The following is a 19,370-nucleotide window of genomic DNA, read 5'->3' as shown; positions in this document are numbered from 1 at the left end:
CAGTAGAATTCCCGCGTTTTCCACGCATCCAGAGGCCACCATGTCCAATCTCACCTATCGTCGCATCCTGCTGAAAGTTTCCGGGGAGGCACTGATGGGGGATGAGGACTACGGCATCGACCCCAAGGTCATCAACCGCCTGGCCCGTGAAGTGATCGAAGCCCAGCAGGCCGGTGCCGAAGTGGCGCTGGTGATCGGCGGCGGCAACATCTTCCGCGGCGCCGGCCTGGCCGCCGGCGGCATGGACCGGGTCACCGGCGACCAGATGGGCATGCTGGCCACGGTGATCAACGCGCTGGCCATGCAGGACGCCCTGGAAAAGCTCGGCGCCAAGGCCCGGGTGATGAGCGCGATCAAGATCAACGACGTGTGCGAGGACTACATCCGCCGCCGCGCCATCCGCCACCTGGAAAAGGGCCGGCTGGTGATCTTCGCCGCCGGCGTGGGCAGCCCGTTCTTCACCACCGATTCCGGGGCCGCGCTGCGCGCGATCGAGATCGGCGCGGACCTGCTGCTCAAGGCCACCAAGGTCGACGGCGTGTACGACAAGGACCCCAACAAGTACGCCGACGCGGTGCGTTTTGACAGCCTGAGCTATGACGAAGTGATCCGTCGCGGCCTGGAAGTGATGGACACCGCCGCCTTCGCCCTGGCCCGCGACAGCGACCTGCCGCTGCGCGTGTTCGACATGGGCCAGCCAGGCGAGCTGCTCAAGATCCTGCACGGCGAGAACATCGGCACCCTGGTCCGCGGCCGCGACGTGGCCTGAACCGCCCCGGCGGCCCGGTGGTGACCCCGGTCGCCACCCTGGCCCCGCGACACACCGGCGCGCATGCCACCGCGCCGGCGGCGGGGTCGATTCACCCGATTTCGCCTATAATCGACCGATTACCAGTTACATCCAGGATTCGGGCGATGCTCAACGATATCAAGCAGGACGCGCAGTCGCGCATGGCAAAGAGCGTTGATGCTCTGAAGCACACCCTCACCAGCATCCGCACCGGCCGCGCCTCGCCGGCGCTGCTGGACCGCGTGACCGTCAAGGCCTACGGCACCGACACCCCGCTCAACCAGGTCGCCTCGATCAGCGTGTCCGAGGGCCACTCGCTGGTCATCACCCTGTTCGACAAGGGCATGATCAAGGACGTCGAGAAGGCCATCTACGCCTCCGACCTCGGCCTGACCCCGAACGTGGCCGGCACCGTGATCCGCCTCAACCTGCCGCCGCCGACCGAAGAGCGCCGCAAGGAGCTGGGCAAGCAGGTGCAGAAGGAAGGCGAAGGCGCCAAGATCGCCATCCGCAACATCCGCCAGGACGCCAACAAGGCCATCGCCACCCTGCTCAAGGACAAGGCGATCAGCGAAGACGACAAGAAGCGCGGCGAAGACGACATCCAGAAGTTGACCGACAAGTCGATCAAGGACGTGGACAACGTCGTGGCCGAGAAAGAAAAGGAACTGATGGCGGTCTGAGCCCCATGTCCCAGGCCCCGACTCCCCGCGCCGATGCGGCGATCCCGCGCCACGTTGCCATCATCATGGATGGCAACGGACGCTGGGCGCAGAAGCGCCGCCGCCCGCGCGTGATCGGCCACCGGGCCGGCGCGCGCGCGGTCAATCGCACCATCGATTTCTGCCTGGAACGCGGCGTTGCCGCGCTCACCCTGTTCGCCTTCTCCAGCGAAAACTGGGGCCGGCCGCAGGACGAGGTGGATGCGCTGATGAAGCTGTTCCTCAACGCGCTGGACCGCGAAGTGGACGAGCTGCATCGGCGGGGCGTGCGCGTGCGCTTCATCGGCGAGCGCGAGCGCTTCGGCGCCGGGCTGGTCAGCCGCATGCAACTGGCCGAACAGCGCACCGCCGACAACCAGGCCATGACCCTGAGCATCGCCGCCAGCTACGGCGGCCGCCAGGACATCGCCCGCGCCGCGCGCGACCTGGCTGCTGAAGTGGCCGCCGGCCGCCTGCTGCCCGAACAGATCGACGAAGCGATGCTGTCCAGCCGGGTCGCCCTGGCCGACCTGCCGCCGCCGGACCTGTTCATCCGCACCGGCGGCGACACCCGCATCAGCAATTTCCTGCTGTGGCAGCTGGCCTATACCGAACTGTGGTTCACCGACGTGCTGTGGCCCGAGTTCGACGCCGCCGTCCTGCAGCAGGCGCTGGACGCCTATGCGGCCCGTGAGCGCCGCTTCGGCCTGACCAGCGCCCAGATCGCCGCCCTGGCCACCGAGACCACCTCCCCATGACCAAAACCCGAGTCATCGCCGCGCTGATCATGGCGCCGGTCGCCATCGCGGCCATTCTGCTGCTGCCGACCCAGTGGCTGGCCGCCGCCGCCGCGGCGGTGTTCCTGATCGGCCTGTGGGAATGGCTGAAGCTGGCCGACGTGGACGACACCCTGGCCCGCACCGTGCTGCTGGTGCTGAACCTGCTGCTGATGGTGCTGATGGTGTGGGCCGGCGACGGTTCGCTGGTGCTGTACCAGATCGCCGCGCTGGTGGGCATCGGCTGGTGGCTGATGGCCCTGCTGTGGCTGCGCTTCTTCACCTTCGGGGCCAGCCCGAGCAGCCCGGCGCGCGCGCTCAAGCTGCTGGCCGGCACCCTGGCGATCGTCCCGGCCTGGGCCTCGCTGGTACTCATCCACGCCGGTGGCGAGTCCGGCAACGGCCACCTGTGGCTGCTGACCGCGCTGATGGTGGTCTGGGCCGCGGACTCCGGCGCCTATTTCGCCGGCCGCACCTTCGGCCGCACCAAGCTGGCGCCGCGGATCAGCCCCAACAAGACCTGGGAAGGCCTGGGCGGCGGCATGGTCGCCGGCCTGGTGGTGGCGCTGTGCCTGGGCTGGCTGGCCGGCATCGACAGCGGCCACGTGGTCGGGCTGGTGGTCACCGCCGTGGTCACCGTGTTCGCCTCGGTGCTGGGCGACCTGTACGAGAGCCTGATCAAGCGCCACGCCGGCGCCAAGGACTCCGGCCACATCATTCCCGGCCATGGCGGCGTGCTGGACCGCATCGATGGCGTGTTGGCCGCCTTGCCGGTGTTCGCGCTGGGCAAGGAAATCTTCGGATTCTGAACATGGATGCCGTGAACGCTCCCCGCCGGGTCGCCGTGTTCGGCGCGACCGGCTCGATCGGCGCATCGGCGCTGGACGTGATCGCGCGCCACCCGCAGCGCTACCAGGTCAGCGTGCTGGCCGCCGGCCGCCAGGTGCAGGCGCTGGTCGCGCTGTGCGCCACCCATCGCCCCGCGCATGCGGTGATCGCCGACCCGTCGCTGCACGCCGCCCTGCGCGACGGCCTGCGTGATGCCGGCCTGCCCACCCAGGCCCATGCCGGTGCCGAGGCGCTGGACCAGCTGGCCGCGAGCGCCGAGTGCGACACCCTGGTGGCGGCCATCGTCGGCGCCGCCGGGCTGTCTTCCACCCTGGCCGCCGCCGCCGCCGGCAAGCGCATCCTGCTGGCCAACAAGGAATCGCTGGTGCTGGCCGGTGAGCTGCTGATGCGCCAGGCCGCCGTGGGCGGCGCCGAGATCATCCCGATCGACAGCGAACACAGCGCCATCTTCCAGTGCCTGCGCTCGCGCGATGCCAGCCTGGAGGGGGCCGGCGTGCGCCGGATCCTGCTCACCGCCTCCGGCGGGCCGTTCCGCGGCCGCGGCCGCGACGCGCTGGCCGAGGTCACCCCGGCCCAGGCCGTGGCGCACCCGAAGTGGTCGATGGGGCCGAAGATCTCGGTCGATTCGGCGACGTTGATGAACAAAGGCCTGGAAGTCATCGAGGCGCACCACCTGTTCAGCGTGCCCGGCGAGCGCATCGAGGTGCTGGTCCACCCGCAGAGCCTGGTCCACTCGCTGGTCGAGTTCATCGACGGTTCCACCCTGGCCCAGCTGGGCCTGCCGGACATGCGCACCACCCTGGCCGTGGGCCTGGGCTGGCCGCAGCGGATCGACGCGGGGGTCGGTGGGCTGGACCTGCTGGCCCAGGGCCGGCTGGATTTCGAGGCACCGGACACCGAGGCCTTCCCCTGCCTGGCGCTGGCCTGGGAGGCAATGGCCGCCGGCGGCACCGCCCCGGCCATCCTCAACGCCGCCAACGAAGTGGCCGTTTCAGCGTTTCTTCAGGGAAGGATCGCTTTCCTTGCCATTCCCGCCCTGGTCGCTAACGCTCTGGCAACACTGTCGGTGGCGTCCGCCGATACACTGGAGGTCCTGCTGGCCGCCGACCAGCGCGCCCGCCTGATCACCCAAACCGCCATCGACGCCGCCTGAATGCCCTTCCCGCCCTCCTCCAGCGCCGTTGCCCATGGGTGAGTTCATCGGATCCGTCTGGTGGATGATCGTCAGCCTCGGCGTGCTGGTGACCTTCCATGAGTTTGGCCACTACTGGGTGGCCCGCCGCTGTGGGGTGAAGGTGCTGCGCTTCTCGGTCGGCTTCGGCCGGCCGCTGCTGATGCGCCGCAACCGCGAGGGCACCGAGTTCGCCATCGCCGCGATCCCGCTCGGCGGCTATGTGAAGATGCTCGACGAGCGCGAGGTGGAGGTGCACCCGCACGAGCGCGGCCAGGCCTTCAACCACAAGACCGTGTGGCAGCGCATCGCCATCGTCGCCGCCGGCCCGATCGCCAACCTGCTGCTCTGCATCGCCCTGCTGTGGGCGATGTTCGTGCTGGGCAAGCAGGATTACTCGGCCACCATCGGCCGCACCAGCGGCATGGCCCAGAGCGCCGGCCTGCAGGGCGGCGACCGCGTGGTCGGCATCGACGCGCGCAGCGTGGCCACCGCCGGCGAGGCGGCCATGGCCCTGACCACCGCCGCCATGGACCGCCACGACGCCCGACTCGAGGTGCTCGACGCCCAGGACCGCGCGCAGACCCGCGTGCTGCCGCTGTCCCAGCTGCCGCCCGGCTTCGACGAGCGCCAGGTGCCGGCACTGGCCGGGCTCACCTGGCAGTACCGGCTGCAGCCGGCCAAGGTGGACAAGGTGGTCCCCGATGCCCCGGCCCAGGGCGTGATGCTGCCCGGCGACCTGATCGTGGCCGTGGACGGGCAACGCATCGACGCGGCCGACCAGGTCTTCACGCAGATCCATGCGCTGGGCAAGCGCGGCGGCCCGGGCATGATCGAGGTCCTGCGCGACGGCGAGCGCCTGGCGCTGGAGATCACCCCGCGCCAGGGCAAGGACGGCCACGGCCAGCCCGCCTGGCAGATCGGCATCGGCTTTGCCGAGTCCGCCGCCCCGGCCTACGACGCCAAGCTGCAGTACGGCCCGCTGGCCGCGCTGCCGGTGGCCCTGCGCGAAACGGCGCGGATGGCCGGCGATTCGCTGGGCATGATGCGCCGCATCGTGACCGGCAACGCCTCGCTGCAGAACATTTCCGGGCCGGTCACCATCGCCCGGGTGGCCAATGTCTCGGCCCAGCGCGGGCTGGACTGGTTCCTGTTTTTCCTGGCCCTGCTCTCGCTGAGCCTGTGCATCATCAACCTGCTGCCCATCCCCATCTTGGACGGCGGGCACCTGCTGTATTACCTTATTGAGTTGGTCAAGGGCAGCCCGCTGAGCGAGCGTGCCATGGCCGCCGGGCAGTACGTGGGCCTGGCGCTGCTGGCCGGGCTGATGGGATTGGCGTTCTACAACGACATCCTCAGCCTGCCGCTGCGATGAACTTTTTCCCTTTTGTCGTCGTCTTATGCGCCGGCATCCCGCAACATTGCATTCGACTCCAACCGGACGTGACATGACGCGACTCCCCAATCGCCGCCTGCTTGCCCTCGCACTCGCCGCCGGTTTCGGCGCGCCCGCCCTGGCCCAGGCAGCCGAGCCCTTCACCGTCAGCGACATCCGTGTCGATGGTCTGCAGCGCATCACCTCCGGTACCGTGTTCACCTACCTGCCGGTGGAACGTGGCGACACCCTGACCGACAACAAGGTCGGTGAGAGCATCCGTGCGCTGTACAAGACCGGCTTCTTCGAAGACGTGCAGGTGGCCCGCCAGGGCGACATCCTGGTGGTCACGGTCAAGGAGCGCCCGGCGATCAACAAGTTGACCGTCACCGGCAACAAGGACATCAAGAGCGACCAGCTCCTCAAGGGCCTGAGCGACATCGGCCTGACCGAGGGCGGCACCTTCGATCGCCTGAGCCTGGACCGCGTCACCCAGGAGCTTCGCCGCCAGTACAACGACCGTGGCAAGTACAACGTCGACATCACCCCGACGGTGAGCCCGCTGGACCGCAATCGCGTGGACATCACCATCGCGATCAAGGAAGGCAAGGCCGCCAAGATCCAGCACGTCAACCTGGTGGGCACCGAGAAGTACCCGGCCGAAACCATCCTGGAGACGTGGGAATCCAAGGAGCACAACTGGGCCTCGTGGTATCGCCGCGATGACCAGTACTCCAAGGAAAAGCTGTCCGGCGACCTGGAAAAGCTCAACTCCTGGTACCTGGACCGCGGCTACGTGGACTTCAGCATCGATTCCACCCAGGTCTCGATCAGCCCCGACAAGCGCGACATGTTCATCACCGCCGGCGTGACCGAGGGTGAGCAGTACAAGATTTCCGACATCAAGGTCACCGGCGACACCATCCTGCCGCAGGAAGATGTCGAGCGCATGGTGATCCAGAAGTCCGGCGACACCTTCTCGCGGGCGCTGCTGGAATTCAGTTCGGATGCGATCACCAACTCGCTGTCCAACATCGGCTATGCCTTCGCCAAGGTGAACCCGATCCCGACCAGCAACCGCGCCGAGCAGACCGTGGCGATCAACATGCAGGTCGTGCCCGGCCCGCGCGTGTCGGTCCGCCGCATCACCTTCAAGGGCAACACCCGCACCTCCGACGAAGTGCTGCGTCGTGAAATGCGCCAGTTCGAGAACAGCTGGTACTCCCAGGCCGCGATCGACCGCTCCAAGATCCGCCTGCAGCGCCTGGGCTACTTCGAATCGGTGGACGTGGAAACGCCGCCGGTCACCGGCAGCAACGACCAGGTGGACGTGGTCTACAACGTCAAGGAAACCACTTCGGGCAGCTTCGTGTTCGGCCTGGGTTATTCGCAGTCCTACGGCATGACCACCTCGGTGCAGCTGTCGCAGAACAACTTCCTCGGCGGCGGCAACCGCGTGTCGGTGGAAGCCTCGCGCAGCAGCTACCTGCAGCGCTACGGCTTCAGCTACACCAACCCGTACTTCACCGATGACGGCGTCTCGCTGGGCTACAACCTGTCCTGGCGCGAACTGGATTACTCCGACTTCAACACCGCCCAGTACAACAGCACCAACGGTGCCGCCCAGGTGGTGTTCGGCGTGCCGATCACCGAGAACGACACCGTCTCGTTGATGTTCGGCATCGACAGCAACCAGATCACCACGTACCCGGGTTCCACGCCGCAGTCGATCATCGACTACATCAATGCCGTGGGTCGCAAGACGTTCCATTCCTGGCGCAGCGAGCTGGGCTGGGCACGCGACACCCGCAACGACTACTTCATGCCGACCCGCGGTACCTACCAGCGCGTCGGCCTGGAAACCACGTTGCCGGGTTCGACGGTCGAGTACTACAAGCTGAACTACCAGTTCTCCAAGTACTGGCCGATCATCCCGTCGCTGGTCATCAACACCCGTGCCGAAGTCGGCTACGGCGACAGCTACGGCAAGGACATGTCCGCCGTGATCACCGAGCCGGACGGCACCACCCGCGTGGTGACCGCCTCGGGACTGCCGTTCTATGAGAACTTCTACGCCGGCGGCACCAACTCGGTGCGTGGTTTCGAGGACAACACCCTCGGTCCGCGCGAAGTGACCCAGGGCTATCCAAACGGCCAGCCGCTCGGTGGCTCGCTGAAGACGGTCGGCTCGGTGGAAGCCTACTTCCCGCGCCTGTTCGACAGCCCGTCGGCCCGTATCTCGGCCTTCGTCGACTTCGGCAACGTCTACACCGGCGTGGACAACTTCAAGGCCAACGAGCTGCGCGTGTCCACCGGTGTGGCCCTGCTCTGGCGCGCCCCGGTCGGCCCGATCTCGATCAGCTATGCCTTCCCGCTGAAGAAGGAAGATGGCGATGAGATCGAGCGCCTGCAGTTTACCTTCGGCGGTCAGTTCTGACCGACGAAGGTAACCCAAGGTCTGCGTAGCAGATCTTGGGCCCCGCACTGCTTCCTATCCCCGTGCCTGTCGGCCCGCCCCCTTGACAAAGGGGGGCTCTCCACCAGAGGCACTACGAGACGCCGGGCTTTGCCCGGCGTTTTCGTTGCTGGGGCACGGGCTACTGCCGGCCAGCGGCCGACGTTACGCGGGCGTGGCCGATCCGCCTGACAGCGGTAGTGCCGGCCGCGGGGCGGGGCCCCCCCCCGGCCCCCCCCCCACCCAGTCCCGGGGCGCCCCGTGGGCGGCGACGCCCCCCCCACCCCCCGAGAGGGGCGCCGCCGGTGGGGCGCCACGGCCCAACACTCACCGCGTGCAGCCGGCCAGCGGCCGGCACTGCCGCCGCGCTTGCGCCCCACTGTCTGGGCAGAAGCCGATAGCCCGCAGGCAGGCAAGCCCCCATCCCGCATGACCGGATCGCCGCCACACGGTAAACTCCCGCCGTGAATACTCCTACCTACACCGCCCAGCAACTCGCCGAGCAGTTTGGCCTGCAGGTCCATGGCCAGGCCGACACCGCCATCGGTGGCGTGGCCACGCTCGCCCATGCCGGCCCCGGCCAGCTCACCTTCCTGGCCAATCCGCGCTACCGCGCCCAGCTGGCCGACAGCCAGGCCGGGATCGTGGTACTGCGTGCCGAGGACGCCGACGCGGCGCCCGGCACCGCGCTGATCGCCCGCGACCCCTACACCACCTTCGCCAAGATCGCCGCCCTGTTCGACATCGCGCCCACGCGCGCGCCGGGCATCCACCCCAGCGCGGTCATCGACCCGCAGGCCCAGGTCGCCGCCAGCGCCCATATCGGGCCGTTCGTCAGCATCGGTGCGCGCAGCGTGGTCGGCGAGAACTGCATCGTCGGCACCGGCAGCATCATCGGCGAAGACTGCCACCTGGATACCGGCTGCGAACTGATCGCCCGGGTCACCCTGGTAACCCGCGTCCGGCTCGGCAAGCGCGTGCGCATCCATCCCGGCGCGGTGCTCGGCGCCGATGGCTTCGGCCTGGCGATGGACGCCGGCCACTGGATCAAGGTGCCCCAGCTCGGCGGCGTGCGCATCGGCGATGACTGCGAGATCGGCGCCAACACCTGCGTGGACCGCGGCGCGCTGGAAGACACCGTGCTGGACAACGATGTGCGCCTGGACAACCTGGTGCAGATCGCCCACAACGTCCAGATCGGCGCCCATTCGGCCATCGCCGGCTGCACCGGCATCGCCGGCAGCGCCAAGATCGGCCGCTACTGCCTGCTCGGCGGCGCGGTCGGCGTGGTGGGCCACCTGGAAATCTGCGACAAGGTCGTCATCACCGGCAAGTCGGTGGTGCGCAACTCCATCCATGAGCCGGGCGAGTATTCGTCCGGTACCCCGTTGACCGACAACCGCACGTGGCGCAAGAACGCCGCGCGCTTCAAGCAGCTCGATGCCCTGGCCCGTCGCATCCTGTCTGTGAGCAAGGAGAAGGAATGAGCCACGACCGCAAGCTGCCTGACATCACCCAGATCCAGGCACTGATCCCCCACCGCTACCCGTTCCTGCTGGTCGACAAGGTCGTCGCGATCGATTACGAGAAGCGCACCATCATCGCCACCAAGAACGTCAGCATCAACGAACCGTTCTTCCAGGGCCACTTCCCCAGCCAGCCGATCATGCCCGGCGTGCTGATCATCGAAGCCATGGCCCAGGCCGGCGGCGTACTCACCCAGCTCACCCTGGGCCGGGATGCGCAGTCCAAGCTGTTCTACATGGTCAAGGTGGACAAGGCCCGCTTCACCAAGCAGGTGGTGCCTGGCGACGTGCTGGAAATGCACGTGGAGATCAAGCGCGTGATCCGCAACATGGCCGTCTATGACTGCGTGGCCAAGGTGGACGGCGAAGTGGTCGCCTGCGCCGAAGTACTGTGCGCCGGCACCCGCGAATGACCCAGGCAGGAGACCTGCAATGAGCGACAACGCCCCTCTCATCCACCCCACCGCGGTCATCGATCCGTCGGCGAGACTGGCTGCGGATGTGCGCGTCGGTGCGTTCTGCCTGATCGGTGCCGATGTCGAGATCGGCGCCGGCACCGAAGTGGGCCCGCACTGCTCGATCCAGGGCCCGGCCCGGATCGGCCGCAACAACCGCTTCATCGGCCACGCCGCGATCGGCGGCGAGCCGCAGGACAAGAAGTACAACGGCGAGCGCACCGAGCTGGTGATGGGCGATGACAACGTCATCCGCGAGTTCGTCACCATCAACCGCGGCACGGTCGGCGGCGGCGGCATCACCACCGTGGGCAATGGCAACTGGATGCTGGCCTACACCCACGTGGCGCACGACTGCCATGTCGGCAACCTGTGCGTGTTCTCCAACAACACCACCCTGGCCGGCCACGTGACCGTGGGCGACTACGTGATCATCAGCGGCTTCGCCGGGGCGCACCAGTTCTGCCGCATCGGCGCGCATGCCTTCCTGGGCATGGGCGCGCTGACCAACGGCGACGTGCCGCCGTTCACCATGGTCGGCAGCGATTCGCTGGGCCGCCCGCGCGGGATCAACAGCGAGGGACTCAAGCGCCGTGGTTTCGACGCCGAGCGCATCGCCAGCATCAAGCGCGCCTACCGCACCCTGTACGTGGCCGGCCTGCCGTTGGCCGAAGCCAAGCTGCAGCTCGCCGAACAGGCCCAGCACAGTGCCGATGTGAAGGACCTGCTGGACTTCATCGAGCACGCCGAGCGGCCGCTGCTGCGATGACGGGACCGGGCGGGCACCTGCCAGTGGGCAACAGCGCCGACATCATCGAACTGGCGTCGGTCCTGGACGTGGTCGACGCCCTGCCCATGGTCCACGCCTCGGATCGACCGGTGCGGATCGCACTGGTCGCCGGCGAAGCGTCCGGCGACCTGCTGGGCGCAGGCCTGGTGCGCGAGCTCAAGGCGCGCTTCCCGAACGCGGAGTTCGCCGGCATCGGTGGCGATGCGATGCGCAGCGCCGGCTGCCAGACCTGGTTCGACGCCAGCGAGCTGGCGGTGATGGGCCTGACCGAGATCCTGCGCCACCTGCCGCGGCTGCTGAAGCTGCGCGGCGAGTTCCGCACGCGGGCGCTGGCCTGGGAACCGGATGTGTTCATCGGCATTGATGCGCCGGACTTCAACCTGGGCGTGGAGCGCTGGCTGAAGGAGCGCGGCATCACCACGGTGCATTACGTGAGCCCGTCGGTGTGGGCCTGGCGCGAGAAACGCGCCGAGAAGATCGGGGCCAGCGCCGACCTGGTGCTGTGCCTGTTCCCGATGGAGCCGCCGATCTACGCGCGGCACGGCATCGATGCGCGCTTTGTCGGGCATCCGATGGCCGACGATATCCCGCTGCACAGCGACCGCGAGCAGGCGCGCATGGCCCTGGGCCTGCCGTCCAACGCCAAGGTGCTGGCAGTGCTGCCGGGCAGCCGCCTGGGCGAGATCGGCAAGCTGGGCGAGGCCTTCTTCGAGGCGGCCTGGCAGGTATCCGAGCGCATCCCGGGGCTGCACGTGGTGGTACCGGCGGCCAACCCGGCCTGCCGCCAGTTGATCAGCGAGCAGCTGTCACGCTCGGCACTGCCGGTGGCCTATTCGCACCTGCTCGATGGCGACGCGCGCACCGCGATGATTGCCGCCGACGTGGTGGTGCTGGCCTCGGGCACGGCGACGCTGGAGACGATGCTGGTGAAGCGACCGATGGTGGTGGGCTATCGGGTGGCCGAGCTGACCTACCGGATCGTGAAGGCGCTGGGGCTGATCAAGGTGGACCGGTTCGCGCTGCCGAACATCCTGGCGGGCAAGGACCTGGCGCCGGAGCTGATCCAGCACGACTGCATTCCCGACAAGCTGGCCGCGGCGATCCTGCAGTGGTTCGACCACCCGCAACGGGCGATCGACCTGCAGGACACCTACCAGCGGCTGCACCTGCAGCTGCGCCAGGACGCCTCGGCGCGCGCGGCCGACGCGGTGGCCGACCTGCTGGCGCGCAAGGCGGCGGCATGAGCCGTCGGCATGCCGCGGCAGCGTCGATGGCGCTGTTCGACGGCGCGGCGCTGGCCACGGTGGCACCGCGTTACGTGGCCGGGGTGGACGAAGCCGGGCGCGGCCCGCTGGCCGGGCCGGTGGCGGTGGCGGCGGTGGTGTTCTGCCCGGACCGGCCACGGCTGAACGGCCTGGACGACTCCAAGCAGTTGACGGCGGCGCGGCGCGACCAGTTGTTCGACCGGATCCAGGATCGTGCGCTGGCCTTCCACGTGGTGATGGTGGAGGTGGGCGAGATCGATACGTTGAACATCTACCAGGCGACGATGCTGGGGATGCGGCGCGCGGTGGAAGGGGTGGCACACGTGGCGCAGTTCGCGCGGATCGACGGCAACGTGGTGCCCAAGGGCCTGCCCTGCCCGGCGCAGGCGCTGGTGGGCGGGGACGGGCTGGACCGGGCGATCATGGCGGCCTCGATCCTGGCCAAGGTGAGCCGCGACCGTTTCATGCAGGATCTGCATGCGCAGCATCCGGAGTACGGGTTTGACCAGCACAAGGGCTATGGGACGCCTGCGCATTTGGCGGCGTTGCGTTCGCATGGCCCCTGTCCGCAGCATCGGCGGAGTTTTGCGCCGGTGCGGGCTTGTTTTGAGGGGGTTTTGGGGTAGGGGTGTGGTTTTATGCTGCGCATGGCAGAAGCTGGAGCATAAGCAGAAGCCAGAGCCTTTGCGCCGGCGGTTGCGGGTTGAGGGCGGTACGGTTGGGTTGGCGGGACACGCCGCAAGTCCCGCTCCGCGGCCCGGCCCAGCCGCTGGCGGCTGTGCGTTCAGTCGCATGCGAGGCAGTGCCTCGCAAGCAATGCGCCTTCACCCATGTAGGCTCGTCATACGCCATCCATGGCGTATGACCGGTCCCGCCAACCCAACCGTACCCCCCTCCCACAGTTAATCGGTGCGCATGGGTCTTTAGAGGCGGTTTTTCGTGCTGCCTTGGGGTGCTGGTGGCGGAAAGTTTTGATCGGGATCGGGATCGGGTTTGGTTTTGATCTTTGATTTTGATTTTGGGTCTGCTTGAGGTGCCGAGCAACGCTCGGCACTACCTCCTCCCCCCAAAAGGGGAGCGCCTCTTTCACCATTCGACCAAGCCGCTCCGGCTTTCGCCCTGCTTCTGCCGCTTCTTCCGCCCCTTCTTCTGCCCCTGCTTCTGCTCCTGCTGCCCCCATGAGCACCAGCCCTGTGTCGGGGGGTGGTGGAGGTAGGGGCGCGGGACCCGTTTTGCGCCATGGATGGCGCAAAAGGAGCCTACATGGACGTACTTGCGGCGTGTCCCGCGACCCTGCCTCCACCGCCCCCACCCCATCAGCACCGGCACACCGGCGTTTGCAGTTGCAGTTGCAGTTGCCCCCAAACCTGAACCCAACAACCCACCCCATCCCCCGTAACACCCCTGTCAAGCCTTGTCCGTCCACGCCCGCGCCGCTACCCTGACCGGGCATTACATTGGTCCGGCATGTCCACTTCCCGTTTCGTACATCTCCACGTCCACACCGAGTTTTCGCTGGCGGATTCGACTATCCGTGTCCCGGCGAAGCCGGATCAGGCTGACCCGAAGAAGGCCAAGCAGGCCAACCTGCTCAGCCGCGCCGTCGAACTCCAGCTTCCCGCGCTGGCCGTCACCGACCTGAACAACCTGTTCGCGCTGGTCAAGTTCTACAAGGCCGCCGAAACCGTGGGCATCAAGCCCATCGCCGGCGCCGACATCATGATCGCCGAAGAGGGCATGACCCCCTGGCGCATGACCCTGCTCTGCCGCGACCGCGAGGGCTACCTCAGCCTCTCCCGCCTGCTCACCCGCGCCTGGATGGAAGGCCACCGCCCCGAGGGCGGCGTGGCCGTGCATCCCGAGTGGCTCAAGGCCGGCTGCCACAACCTGTTTGCCCTGGCCGGCCGCGACAGCCTCGCCGGCCGCCTCGCCGGCGAAGGCCGCCACGACCTGGCCGAGCAGCAGCTCGCCGACTGGCAGCGCGTCTTCGGCGATGGCCTGCATCTGGAACTCACCCGCACCGGCCGCGAGGGCGAAGAAGCCTTCAACCAGTTTGCCCTGCTCGCCGCCGGCCAGCGCGGCCTGCCGGTGGTGGCCAGCAACGACGTCCGCTTCCTGCAGCCCGGCGATTTCCCCGCCCATGAGGCGCGCGTCTGCATTTCCTCCGGGCGCGTCCTGGACGACCCCAAGCGCCCGCGCGACTACAGCGACCAGCAGTACCTCAAGTCCGCCGAGGACATGTGCGCGCTGTTTGCCGACATCCCCGATGCGATCGACAACACGCTCGCGCTGGCCGAACGCTGCAACATGGAAATGCGGCTGGGCACCTACTTCCTGCCCGACTACCCGGTGCCGGACAACGAAACGCTCGACAGCTGGATCTGCAGCGAAGCGCGCAAGGGCCTGGACGCGCGCCTGGAGAAGAACCCGCTGGCCGAGGGCAAGACCCGCCAGGATTACGTGGACCGGCTCGAGTTCGAGCTGGCCACCATCATCAAGATGGGCTTCCCCGGCTACTTCCTGATCGTGGCCGACTTCATCCAGTGGGGCAAGAACCAGGGCATTCCGATCGGCCCCGGGCGCGGTTCCGGTGCCGGCTCGCTGGTGGCCTGGGCGCTGCAGATCACCGACCTGGACCCGATCCCCTACAACCTGCTGTTCGAGCGGTTCCTCAACCCCGAACGCGTGTCGATGCCCGACTTCGACATCGACTTCTGCATGGACCGCCGCGACGAGGTCATCGACTACGTCGCGCGCAAGTACGGCCGCGAACGCGTCAGCCAGATCATCACCTACGGCACCATGGCCGCCAAGGCGGTGGTCCGCGATTCCGGGCGCGTGCTCGGCTTCCCCTATGGCCTGGTCGATGGTGTTTCCAAGCTGATCCCCAACATCCTGGGCATCTCGCTCAAGGATGCGATGGGCGAAGGCAAGGAATCGGAGATGGCCTCGCCGGAGCTGATCCAGCGCTACCAGAACGAAGACGATGTCCGCGACCTGATCGACCTGGCGCGCCAGCTCGAAGACCTCACCCGCAACGCCGGCAAGCATGCCGGTGGCGTGGTGATCGCACCCGAGCCGCTGGCCGAGTTCTGCCCGCTGTTCGCCGAACACGACGAAGGCGGCCGAGGCCGCAACCCGGTCACCCAGTTCGACAAGAACGACGTCGAAGAGATCGGCCTGGTCAAGTTCGACTTCCTCGGCCTGCGCACGCTCACGATCATCGACTGGGCGGTCAAGGCGATCAACAAGCGCCATGCGCGCGCCGGCATCCCGCCGGTGGACATCACCGCGCTGCCGCTCGACGATGCCCCCACTTACAAGGACATCTTCGCCAACGGCAACACCGGCGCGGTGTTCCAGTTCGAATCCTCGGGCATGCGCCGCCTGCTGAAGGACGCGCGCCCCGACCGTTTCGAAGACCTGATCGCGCTGGTGTCGCTGTACCGCCCCGGCCCGATGGACCTGATTCCCTCCTTCAACGCGCGTAAGCACGGCCAGGAAGAAATCATCTACCCCGATCCGCGCACCGAAGCCATCCTCAAGGACACCTACGGCATCATGGTGTACCAGGAGCAGGTGATGCAGATGGCGCAGATCGTCGGCGGCTACTCGCTGGGCGGCGCCGACCTGCTGCGCCGCGCGATGGGCAAGAAGGTGCCGGCCGAAATGGCCAAGCACCGCGAAATCTTCCGCGAAGGCGCAGCCAAGGACGGGGTGAACGAGGCCAAGGCCGACGCCATCTTCGACCTGATGGAAAAGTTCGCCGGCTATGGCTTCAACAAGTCCCACGCCGCCGCCTACGCGCTGGTCAGCTACCAGACCGCCTGGCTCAAGCGCCATTATCCGGCCGAGTTCATGGCGGCCACGCTGTCCTCGGACATGGACAACACCGACAAGGTGGTCGGCTTCCTGGCCGAGGTGCGCAACCTGGGGCTGACCGTGCTGCCGCCGCGCGTCAACGAGTCGGCGTACATGTTCGAGGCGTCCAGCCCGGACACCATCCAGTACGGCCTGGGCGCGATCAAGGGCGTCGGCCAGGGCGCCTGCGAAGCGGTCGTGGACGAGCGCCTGCGCGGCGGCCGCTACGAATCGCTGCTGGATTTCTGCATGCGGGCCGAGTCGGGCAAGCTCAACCGGCGCACGCTGGAGGCGATGATCAACTGCGGCGCCATGGACGGGCTGGGCAAGAACCGCGCCTCGTTGATGCTGCAGCTGCCCGAAGTGCTCAAGGCGACCGACCAGATCACCCGCGAGAAGGCCTCCGGGCAGAACTCGCTGTTCGGCGCGCCCAGCCCGCAGGCCACCGCGATGCAGCTGGACCTGCCGGAAGCCAAGGAATGGGCGCTGGGCCAGTTGCTGGACGGTGAGCGCGACACCCTGGGCTTCTACCTCAGCGGCCATCCGTTCGACCCCTACGCCGATGACGTCAAGGACCTGGTCGGTACCGACCTGGGCATGCTGGAGAAGCTGATTCCCCCGGCCCGCCCCAGCAAGGACGGCGAGAAGCGCGCGTGGCGCCAGGAGACCCCGGTGATCCTCGCCGGCCAGGTGGTGGGCGTGCGGCGCAAGGGCGAAAGCCAGGTCTTCATGCAACTGGAAGACAGCAAGGGCCGCGTGGAGTGCAGTGCCTTCACCGATGGCCTGGCCGAGTTCGGCCACCTGATGACCAAGGACCGCATCCTGATCGTCAAGGGCGGCCTGCGCGAAGACGAATTCAACGGCGGCTACGCGCTGCGCATCCGCCAGTGCTGGGACTACGACGAGGTGTGCGCCAACTACGCCACCCGCCTGTCGCTGCGCCTGGACCTGCGCCAGGGCGACCCGGTATGGCAACGCATCAACGCGCTGCTGGACCGCCACCGCCCCGGCCGCACGCCCCTGCGGCTGGACCTGCTGCTGGGGGCCGAACCGGGCCCGGTGGCCGGCATGCTCGACGTGGCCGGCGACACCGCCGTGCGCGTGGACAGCCACCTGGTCGATGCGCTGCGCGCCGACCCTGCCGTGCGTACCTTGAAGGTGCGCTACAGCCCGCCCTGGGCCAATTGATCCGCGCCATCCCCGTTACAGGACCCATGTTTTGATCAAGCGTTTTGCCGTGCTGCTGCTTGCAGCCGTTGCCGTCGCCGGCTGTTCCAGCCCGTCCCAGACCTTCGAGATCGACAATCCCGGCGATGTGCCGCTGACCCTGCGCATCGACGGCAACGAGCTGCCGATCGCCGCCCATGCCTCGCGCCCGGTCAAGCTCAAGCCGGGCGAGCACCACCTGCAGACCCCGGCCCTGGGCGATGTGCGCTTCATCGTCTACGCCCGCGGCAAGGGGGGGCTGATCAATCCGACGCTGGCCGAGTACGTGATCGCCAGCGAGATCTACGTCACCGACGCCGACAAGCTCAAGCACTTCGGCACGCCCAACCACCACATCGAACTGGGCGGGGTCGGCTTCGACGGCCCCTACCGCACCACCCATGCGCTGTTCATCGACCAGGCCTGGACCTTCGGCGTGCGCGAGCCGTTCCCGGACGAGCAGACCGTGGCGCACGTGGACGAGACCGGCGGGCGCATCAGCACCAAGATCTTCACCGCCCCGGACTTCATCGCCTATGTGGAGGCCAGCCAGGGCGAACCGGGGGCCTACCGGCGCCAGCAGCCGGCGGGCTACCAGGCGCCGGTCTACGCGCTGGAACCCGCCCCTGCCGCGCTGCCGGCGCTGGACCCGGCCTTCGAGGCGCATGCCGCCCCGCTGCGCCAGATCTACGCCCGCTACCTCAAGGCCACCAGCGCCGACGCCCAGCTGCAGCTCCAGCAGGAGGCCTTCCAGGCCCAGATGGCCTTCACCGCGGCCACCGCCACCCTGGGCGCCAGCCTGCCGGTGGCGGCCAACGAGGCCTACAACACCTTCGTGCTCACCCGCGGCCAGCTCATGGGCAGCGCCGCGCTTGTGGTCCCCTGAGCTGACTGGCATGCCCTGCCCCGCTGCGCTACCGTCGGTTTCCAGACGACGGCGTACGGGGCTTTTCGGCGCATTCGGCTACACTTTCCCTCTTTTCTTCACGACGGCTTCCGATGAATCCGAACTACCTCGACTTCGAGCAACCCATCGCTGATCTGGAAGCGAAGATCCAGGAACTGCGCAGCGCCAGCGCCGGCCCTGCGGTCAATGTCGAGGCCGAGGTGCATGCCCTGCAGGACAAGCTGCGGGTGCGCACGGCGCAGATCTTCCGCAACCTGACCTCCTGGCAGGTGCTGCAGCTGGCCCGGCATCCCTCGCGTCCGTACACCGCCGACTACATCCGCATCTTCTGCGATGAGTTCCAGGAACTGGCCGGCGACCGCGCCTTCGCCGACGACAAGGCGATCATGGGCGGGCTGGCCCGCATCGGTGGCCGCGCGGTCATGCTGATCGGCCACCAGAAGGGCCGCGACACCAAGGAAAAGATCAAGCGCAACTTCGGCATGCCCAAGCCGGAGGGCTACCGCAAGGCGCTGCGCCTGATGAAGATGGCCGAGCGCTTCGGCCTGCCGGTGCTGACCCTGATCGACACCGCCGGCGCCTGGCCGGGCATCGACGCCGAATCGCGCGGCCAGTCCGAAGCGATCGCACGCAACCTGATGGAAATGGCCGAACTGAAGGTGCCGGTGGTCTGCACGGTGATCGGTGAAGGCGGTTCGGGTGGCGCACTGGCACTGGGTGTGGGCGACCGCACCGTGATGCTGGAGTACAGCGTGTACTCGACCATCAGCCCGGAAGGCTGCGCCTCGATCCTGTGGAAGGACGCCGGCAAGGCCAAGGACGCGGCCGAGCAGCTGGGCATGACCGCCCCGCGCCTGAAGAGCCTGGGCCTGATCGACAAGGTGGTGCGCGAGCCTACCGGCGGCGCCCACCGCAACCCCAACCAGATGGGCAAGCGCCTGAAGGCCGTGCTGCTCAACGAGCTGGACGAACTGCAGAAGCTGTCGGTGGACGACCTGCTGGCCCGCCGCTACGAGCGCCTGCGCAGCTACGGCACCTACGAAACCGTCTGAACCGGCGCGCGCGCCCTGCTTTTTAATGGTTCTTCGCCCATCTGCGGGGTAAGGCCTTGCTGAAGCACGCGCGTGCATGCCTTGTCGCGTGGGGCGGGTACGGGCGGGGGTGCGGGACACGCTGCAAGTACGTCCATGTAAGCTCGACATACGCCATCCATGGCGTATGACGGTCCCGCACCCCCACCCGT

Annotated in this window: 15 protein-coding genes; all 15 read left to right on the top strand. The window is 67.8% G+C overall.

Annotated features, from left to right (window positions below; translation table 11 throughout):
- The first annotated feature begins 40 nt into the window (after positions 1-40).
- The 15 genes from pyrH (at position 41) to RSA25_RS05975 (ending at position 19,179) form a co-directional block, all read left to right on the top strand.
- Positions 41-769 carry a UMP kinase gene (gene pyrH / locus RSA25_RS06045; protein WP_332808006.1) on the top strand — a complete coding sequence of 243 codons (729 nt, stop codon included), beginning with the start codon at positions 41-43 and terminating at the stop codon, positions 767-769.
- Between the two features lie 146 nt (positions 770-915).
- A complete protein-coding gene (gene frr, locus RSA25_RS06040) occupies positions 916-1,473 on the top strand; it encodes a ribosome recycling factor (RefSeq protein WP_332808005.1) in 558 nt (185 codons plus the stop codon).
- Between the two features lie 5 nt (positions 1,474-1,478).
- Positions 1,479-2,249 (top strand): polyprenyl diphosphate synthase, encoded by a 771-nt coding sequence (uppS, locus tag RSA25_RS06035; protein ID WP_332808004.1) that lies wholly within the window; start codon positions 1,479-1,481, stop codon positions 2,247-2,249.
- The gene (locus RSA25_RS06030) at positions 2,246-3,076 is read left to right on the top strand and encodes a phosphatidate cytidylyltransferase (RefSeq protein ID WP_332808003.1); all 831 of its coding nucleotides are present in this window, start codon (positions 2,246-2,248) and stop codon (positions 3,074-3,076) included. Before uppS ends, RSA25_RS06030 begins: the two co-directional genes overlap by 4 nt.
- A 2-nt stretch (positions 3,077-3,078) precedes the next feature.
- Entirely contained in the window at positions 3,079-4,269 is a 1,191-nt protein-coding gene (locus RSA25_RS06025; RefSeq protein WP_332808002.1) for a 1-deoxy-D-xylulose-5-phosphate reductoisomerase, read from the top strand.
- 34 nt (positions 4,270-4,303) lie between these two features.
- On the top strand, positions 4,304-5,662 hold the full coding sequence (gene rseP, locus RSA25_RS06020) for an RIP metalloprotease RseP (protein ID WP_332808001.1): 1,359 nt from the start codon (positions 4,304-4,306) through the stop codon (positions 5,660-5,662).
- A 73-nt stretch (positions 5,663-5,735) separates the two neighbouring features.
- The gene (gene bamA, locus RSA25_RS06015; protein WP_332808000.1) at positions 5,736-8,099 is read left to right on the top strand and encodes an outer membrane protein assembly factor BamA; all 2,364 of its coding nucleotides are present in this window, start codon (positions 5,736-5,738) and stop codon (positions 8,097-8,099) included.
- A 482-nt stretch (positions 8,100-8,581) separates the two neighbouring features.
- Positions 8,582-9,604 (top strand): UDP-3-O-(3-hydroxymyristoyl)glucosamine N-acyltransferase, encoded by a 1,023-nt coding sequence (gene lpxD, locus RSA25_RS06010; RefSeq protein ID WP_332807999.1) that lies wholly within the window; start codon positions 8,582-8,584, stop codon positions 9,602-9,604.
- On the top strand, positions 9,601-10,056 hold the full coding sequence (gene fabZ, locus RSA25_RS06005) for a 3-hydroxyacyl-ACP dehydratase FabZ (protein ID WP_332807998.1): 456 nt from the start codon (positions 9,601-9,603) through the stop codon (positions 10,054-10,056). Before lpxD ends, fabZ begins: the two co-directional genes overlap by 4 nt.
- Before the next feature lie 19 nt (positions 10,057-10,075).
- The gene (gene lpxA, locus RSA25_RS06000; protein WP_332807997.1) at positions 10,076-10,867 is read left to right on the top strand and encodes an acyl-ACP--UDP-N-acetylglucosamine O-acyltransferase; all 792 of its coding nucleotides are present in this window, start codon (positions 10,076-10,078) and stop codon (positions 10,865-10,867) included.
- Complete coding sequence (gene lpxB / locus RSA25_RS05995) at positions 10,864-12,132, top strand: lipid-A-disaccharide synthase (protein WP_332807996.1); 1,269 nt, start codon at positions 10,864-10,866, stop codon at positions 12,130-12,132. Before lpxA ends, lpxB begins: the two co-directional genes overlap by 4 nt.
- Positions 12,129-12,779: a ribonuclease HII gene (locus RSA25_RS05990; protein ID WP_332807995.1), complete on the top strand. Its 651-nt coding sequence runs from the start codon at positions 12,129-12,131 to the stop codon at positions 12,777-12,779. Before lpxB ends, RSA25_RS05990 begins: the two co-directional genes overlap by 4 nt.
- A gap of 841 nt (positions 12,780-13,620) precedes the next feature.
- Positions 13,621-17,202: a DNA polymerase III subunit alpha gene (gene dnaE, locus RSA25_RS05985; protein ID WP_332807994.1), complete on the top strand. Its 3,582-nt coding sequence runs from the start codon at positions 13,621-13,623 to the stop codon at positions 17,200-17,202.
- A gap of 31 nt (positions 17,203-17,233) precedes the next feature.
- A complete protein-coding gene (locus tag RSA25_RS05980) occupies positions 17,234-18,106 on the top strand; it encodes a hypothetical protein (protein ID WP_332807993.1) in 873 nt (290 codons plus the stop codon).
- A 113-nt stretch (positions 18,107-18,219) separates the two neighbouring features.
- Positions 18,220-19,179 carry an acetyl-CoA carboxylase carboxyltransferase subunit alpha gene (locus tag RSA25_RS05975; protein ID WP_332807992.1) on the top strand — a complete coding sequence of 320 codons (960 nt, stop codon included), beginning with the start codon at positions 18,220-18,222 and terminating at the stop codon, positions 19,177-19,179.
- Positions 19,180-19,370: the final 191 nt, after the last annotated feature.

Source organism: Stenotrophomonas sp. (assembly GCF_036662295.1).
Classification (GTDB): Bacteria; Pseudomonadota; Gammaproteobacteria; order Xanthomonadales; family Xanthomonadaceae; genus Stenotrophomonas.
This window is presented reverse-complemented; position numbering and strand designations above follow the sequence as displayed.

Excerpts from the sequence above, each read along its gene's own strand:
- lpxB (WP_332807996.1), top strand. The coding sequence starts at position 10,864 with ATGACGGGACCGGGCGGGCACCTGCCAGTGGGCAACAGCGCCGACATC.
- RSA25_RS06025 (WP_332808002.1), top strand. The coding sequence starts at position 3,079 with ATGGATGCCGTGAACGCTCCCCGCCGGGTCGCCGTGTTCGGCGCGACC.
- pyrH (WP_332808006.1), top strand. The coding sequence starts at position 41 with ATGTCCAATCTCACCTATCGTCGCATCCTGCTGAAAGTTTCCGGGGAG.
- RSA25_RS05975 (WP_332807992.1), top strand. The coding sequence starts at position 18,220 with ATGAATCCGAACTACCTCGACTTCGAGCAACCCATCGCTGATCTGGAA.
- dnaE (WP_332807994.1), top strand. The coding sequence starts at position 13,621 with ATGTCCACTTCCCGTTTCGTACATCTCCACGTCCACACCGAGTTTTCG.
- RSA25_RS06030 (WP_332808003.1), top strand. The coding sequence starts at position 2,246 with ATGACCAAAACCCGAGTCATCGCCGCGCTGATCATGGCGCCGGTCGCC.
- rseP (WP_332808001.1), top strand. The coding sequence starts at position 4,304 with ATGGGTGAGTTCATCGGATCCGTCTGGTGGATGATCGTCAGCCTCGGC.
- uppS (WP_332808004.1), top strand. The coding sequence starts at position 1,479 with ATGTCCCAGGCCCCGACTCCCCGCGCCGATGCGGCGATCCCGCGCCAC.
- RSA25_RS05990 (WP_332807995.1), top strand. The coding sequence starts at position 12,129 with ATGAGCCGTCGGCATGCCGCGGCAGCGTCGATGGCGCTGTTCGACGGC.
- lpxA (WP_332807997.1), top strand. The coding sequence starts at position 10,076 with ATGAGCGACAACGCCCCTCTCATCCACCCCACCGCGGTCATCGATCCG.
- bamA (WP_332808000.1), top strand. The coding sequence starts at position 5,736 with ATGACGCGACTCCCCAATCGCCGCCTGCTTGCCCTCGCACTCGCCGCC.
- fabZ (WP_332807998.1), top strand. The coding sequence starts at position 9,601 with ATGAGCCACGACCGCAAGCTGCCTGACATCACCCAGATCCAGGCACTG.
- frr (WP_332808005.1), top strand. The coding sequence starts at position 916 with ATGCTCAACGATATCAAGCAGGACGCGCAGTCGCGCATGGCAAAGAGC.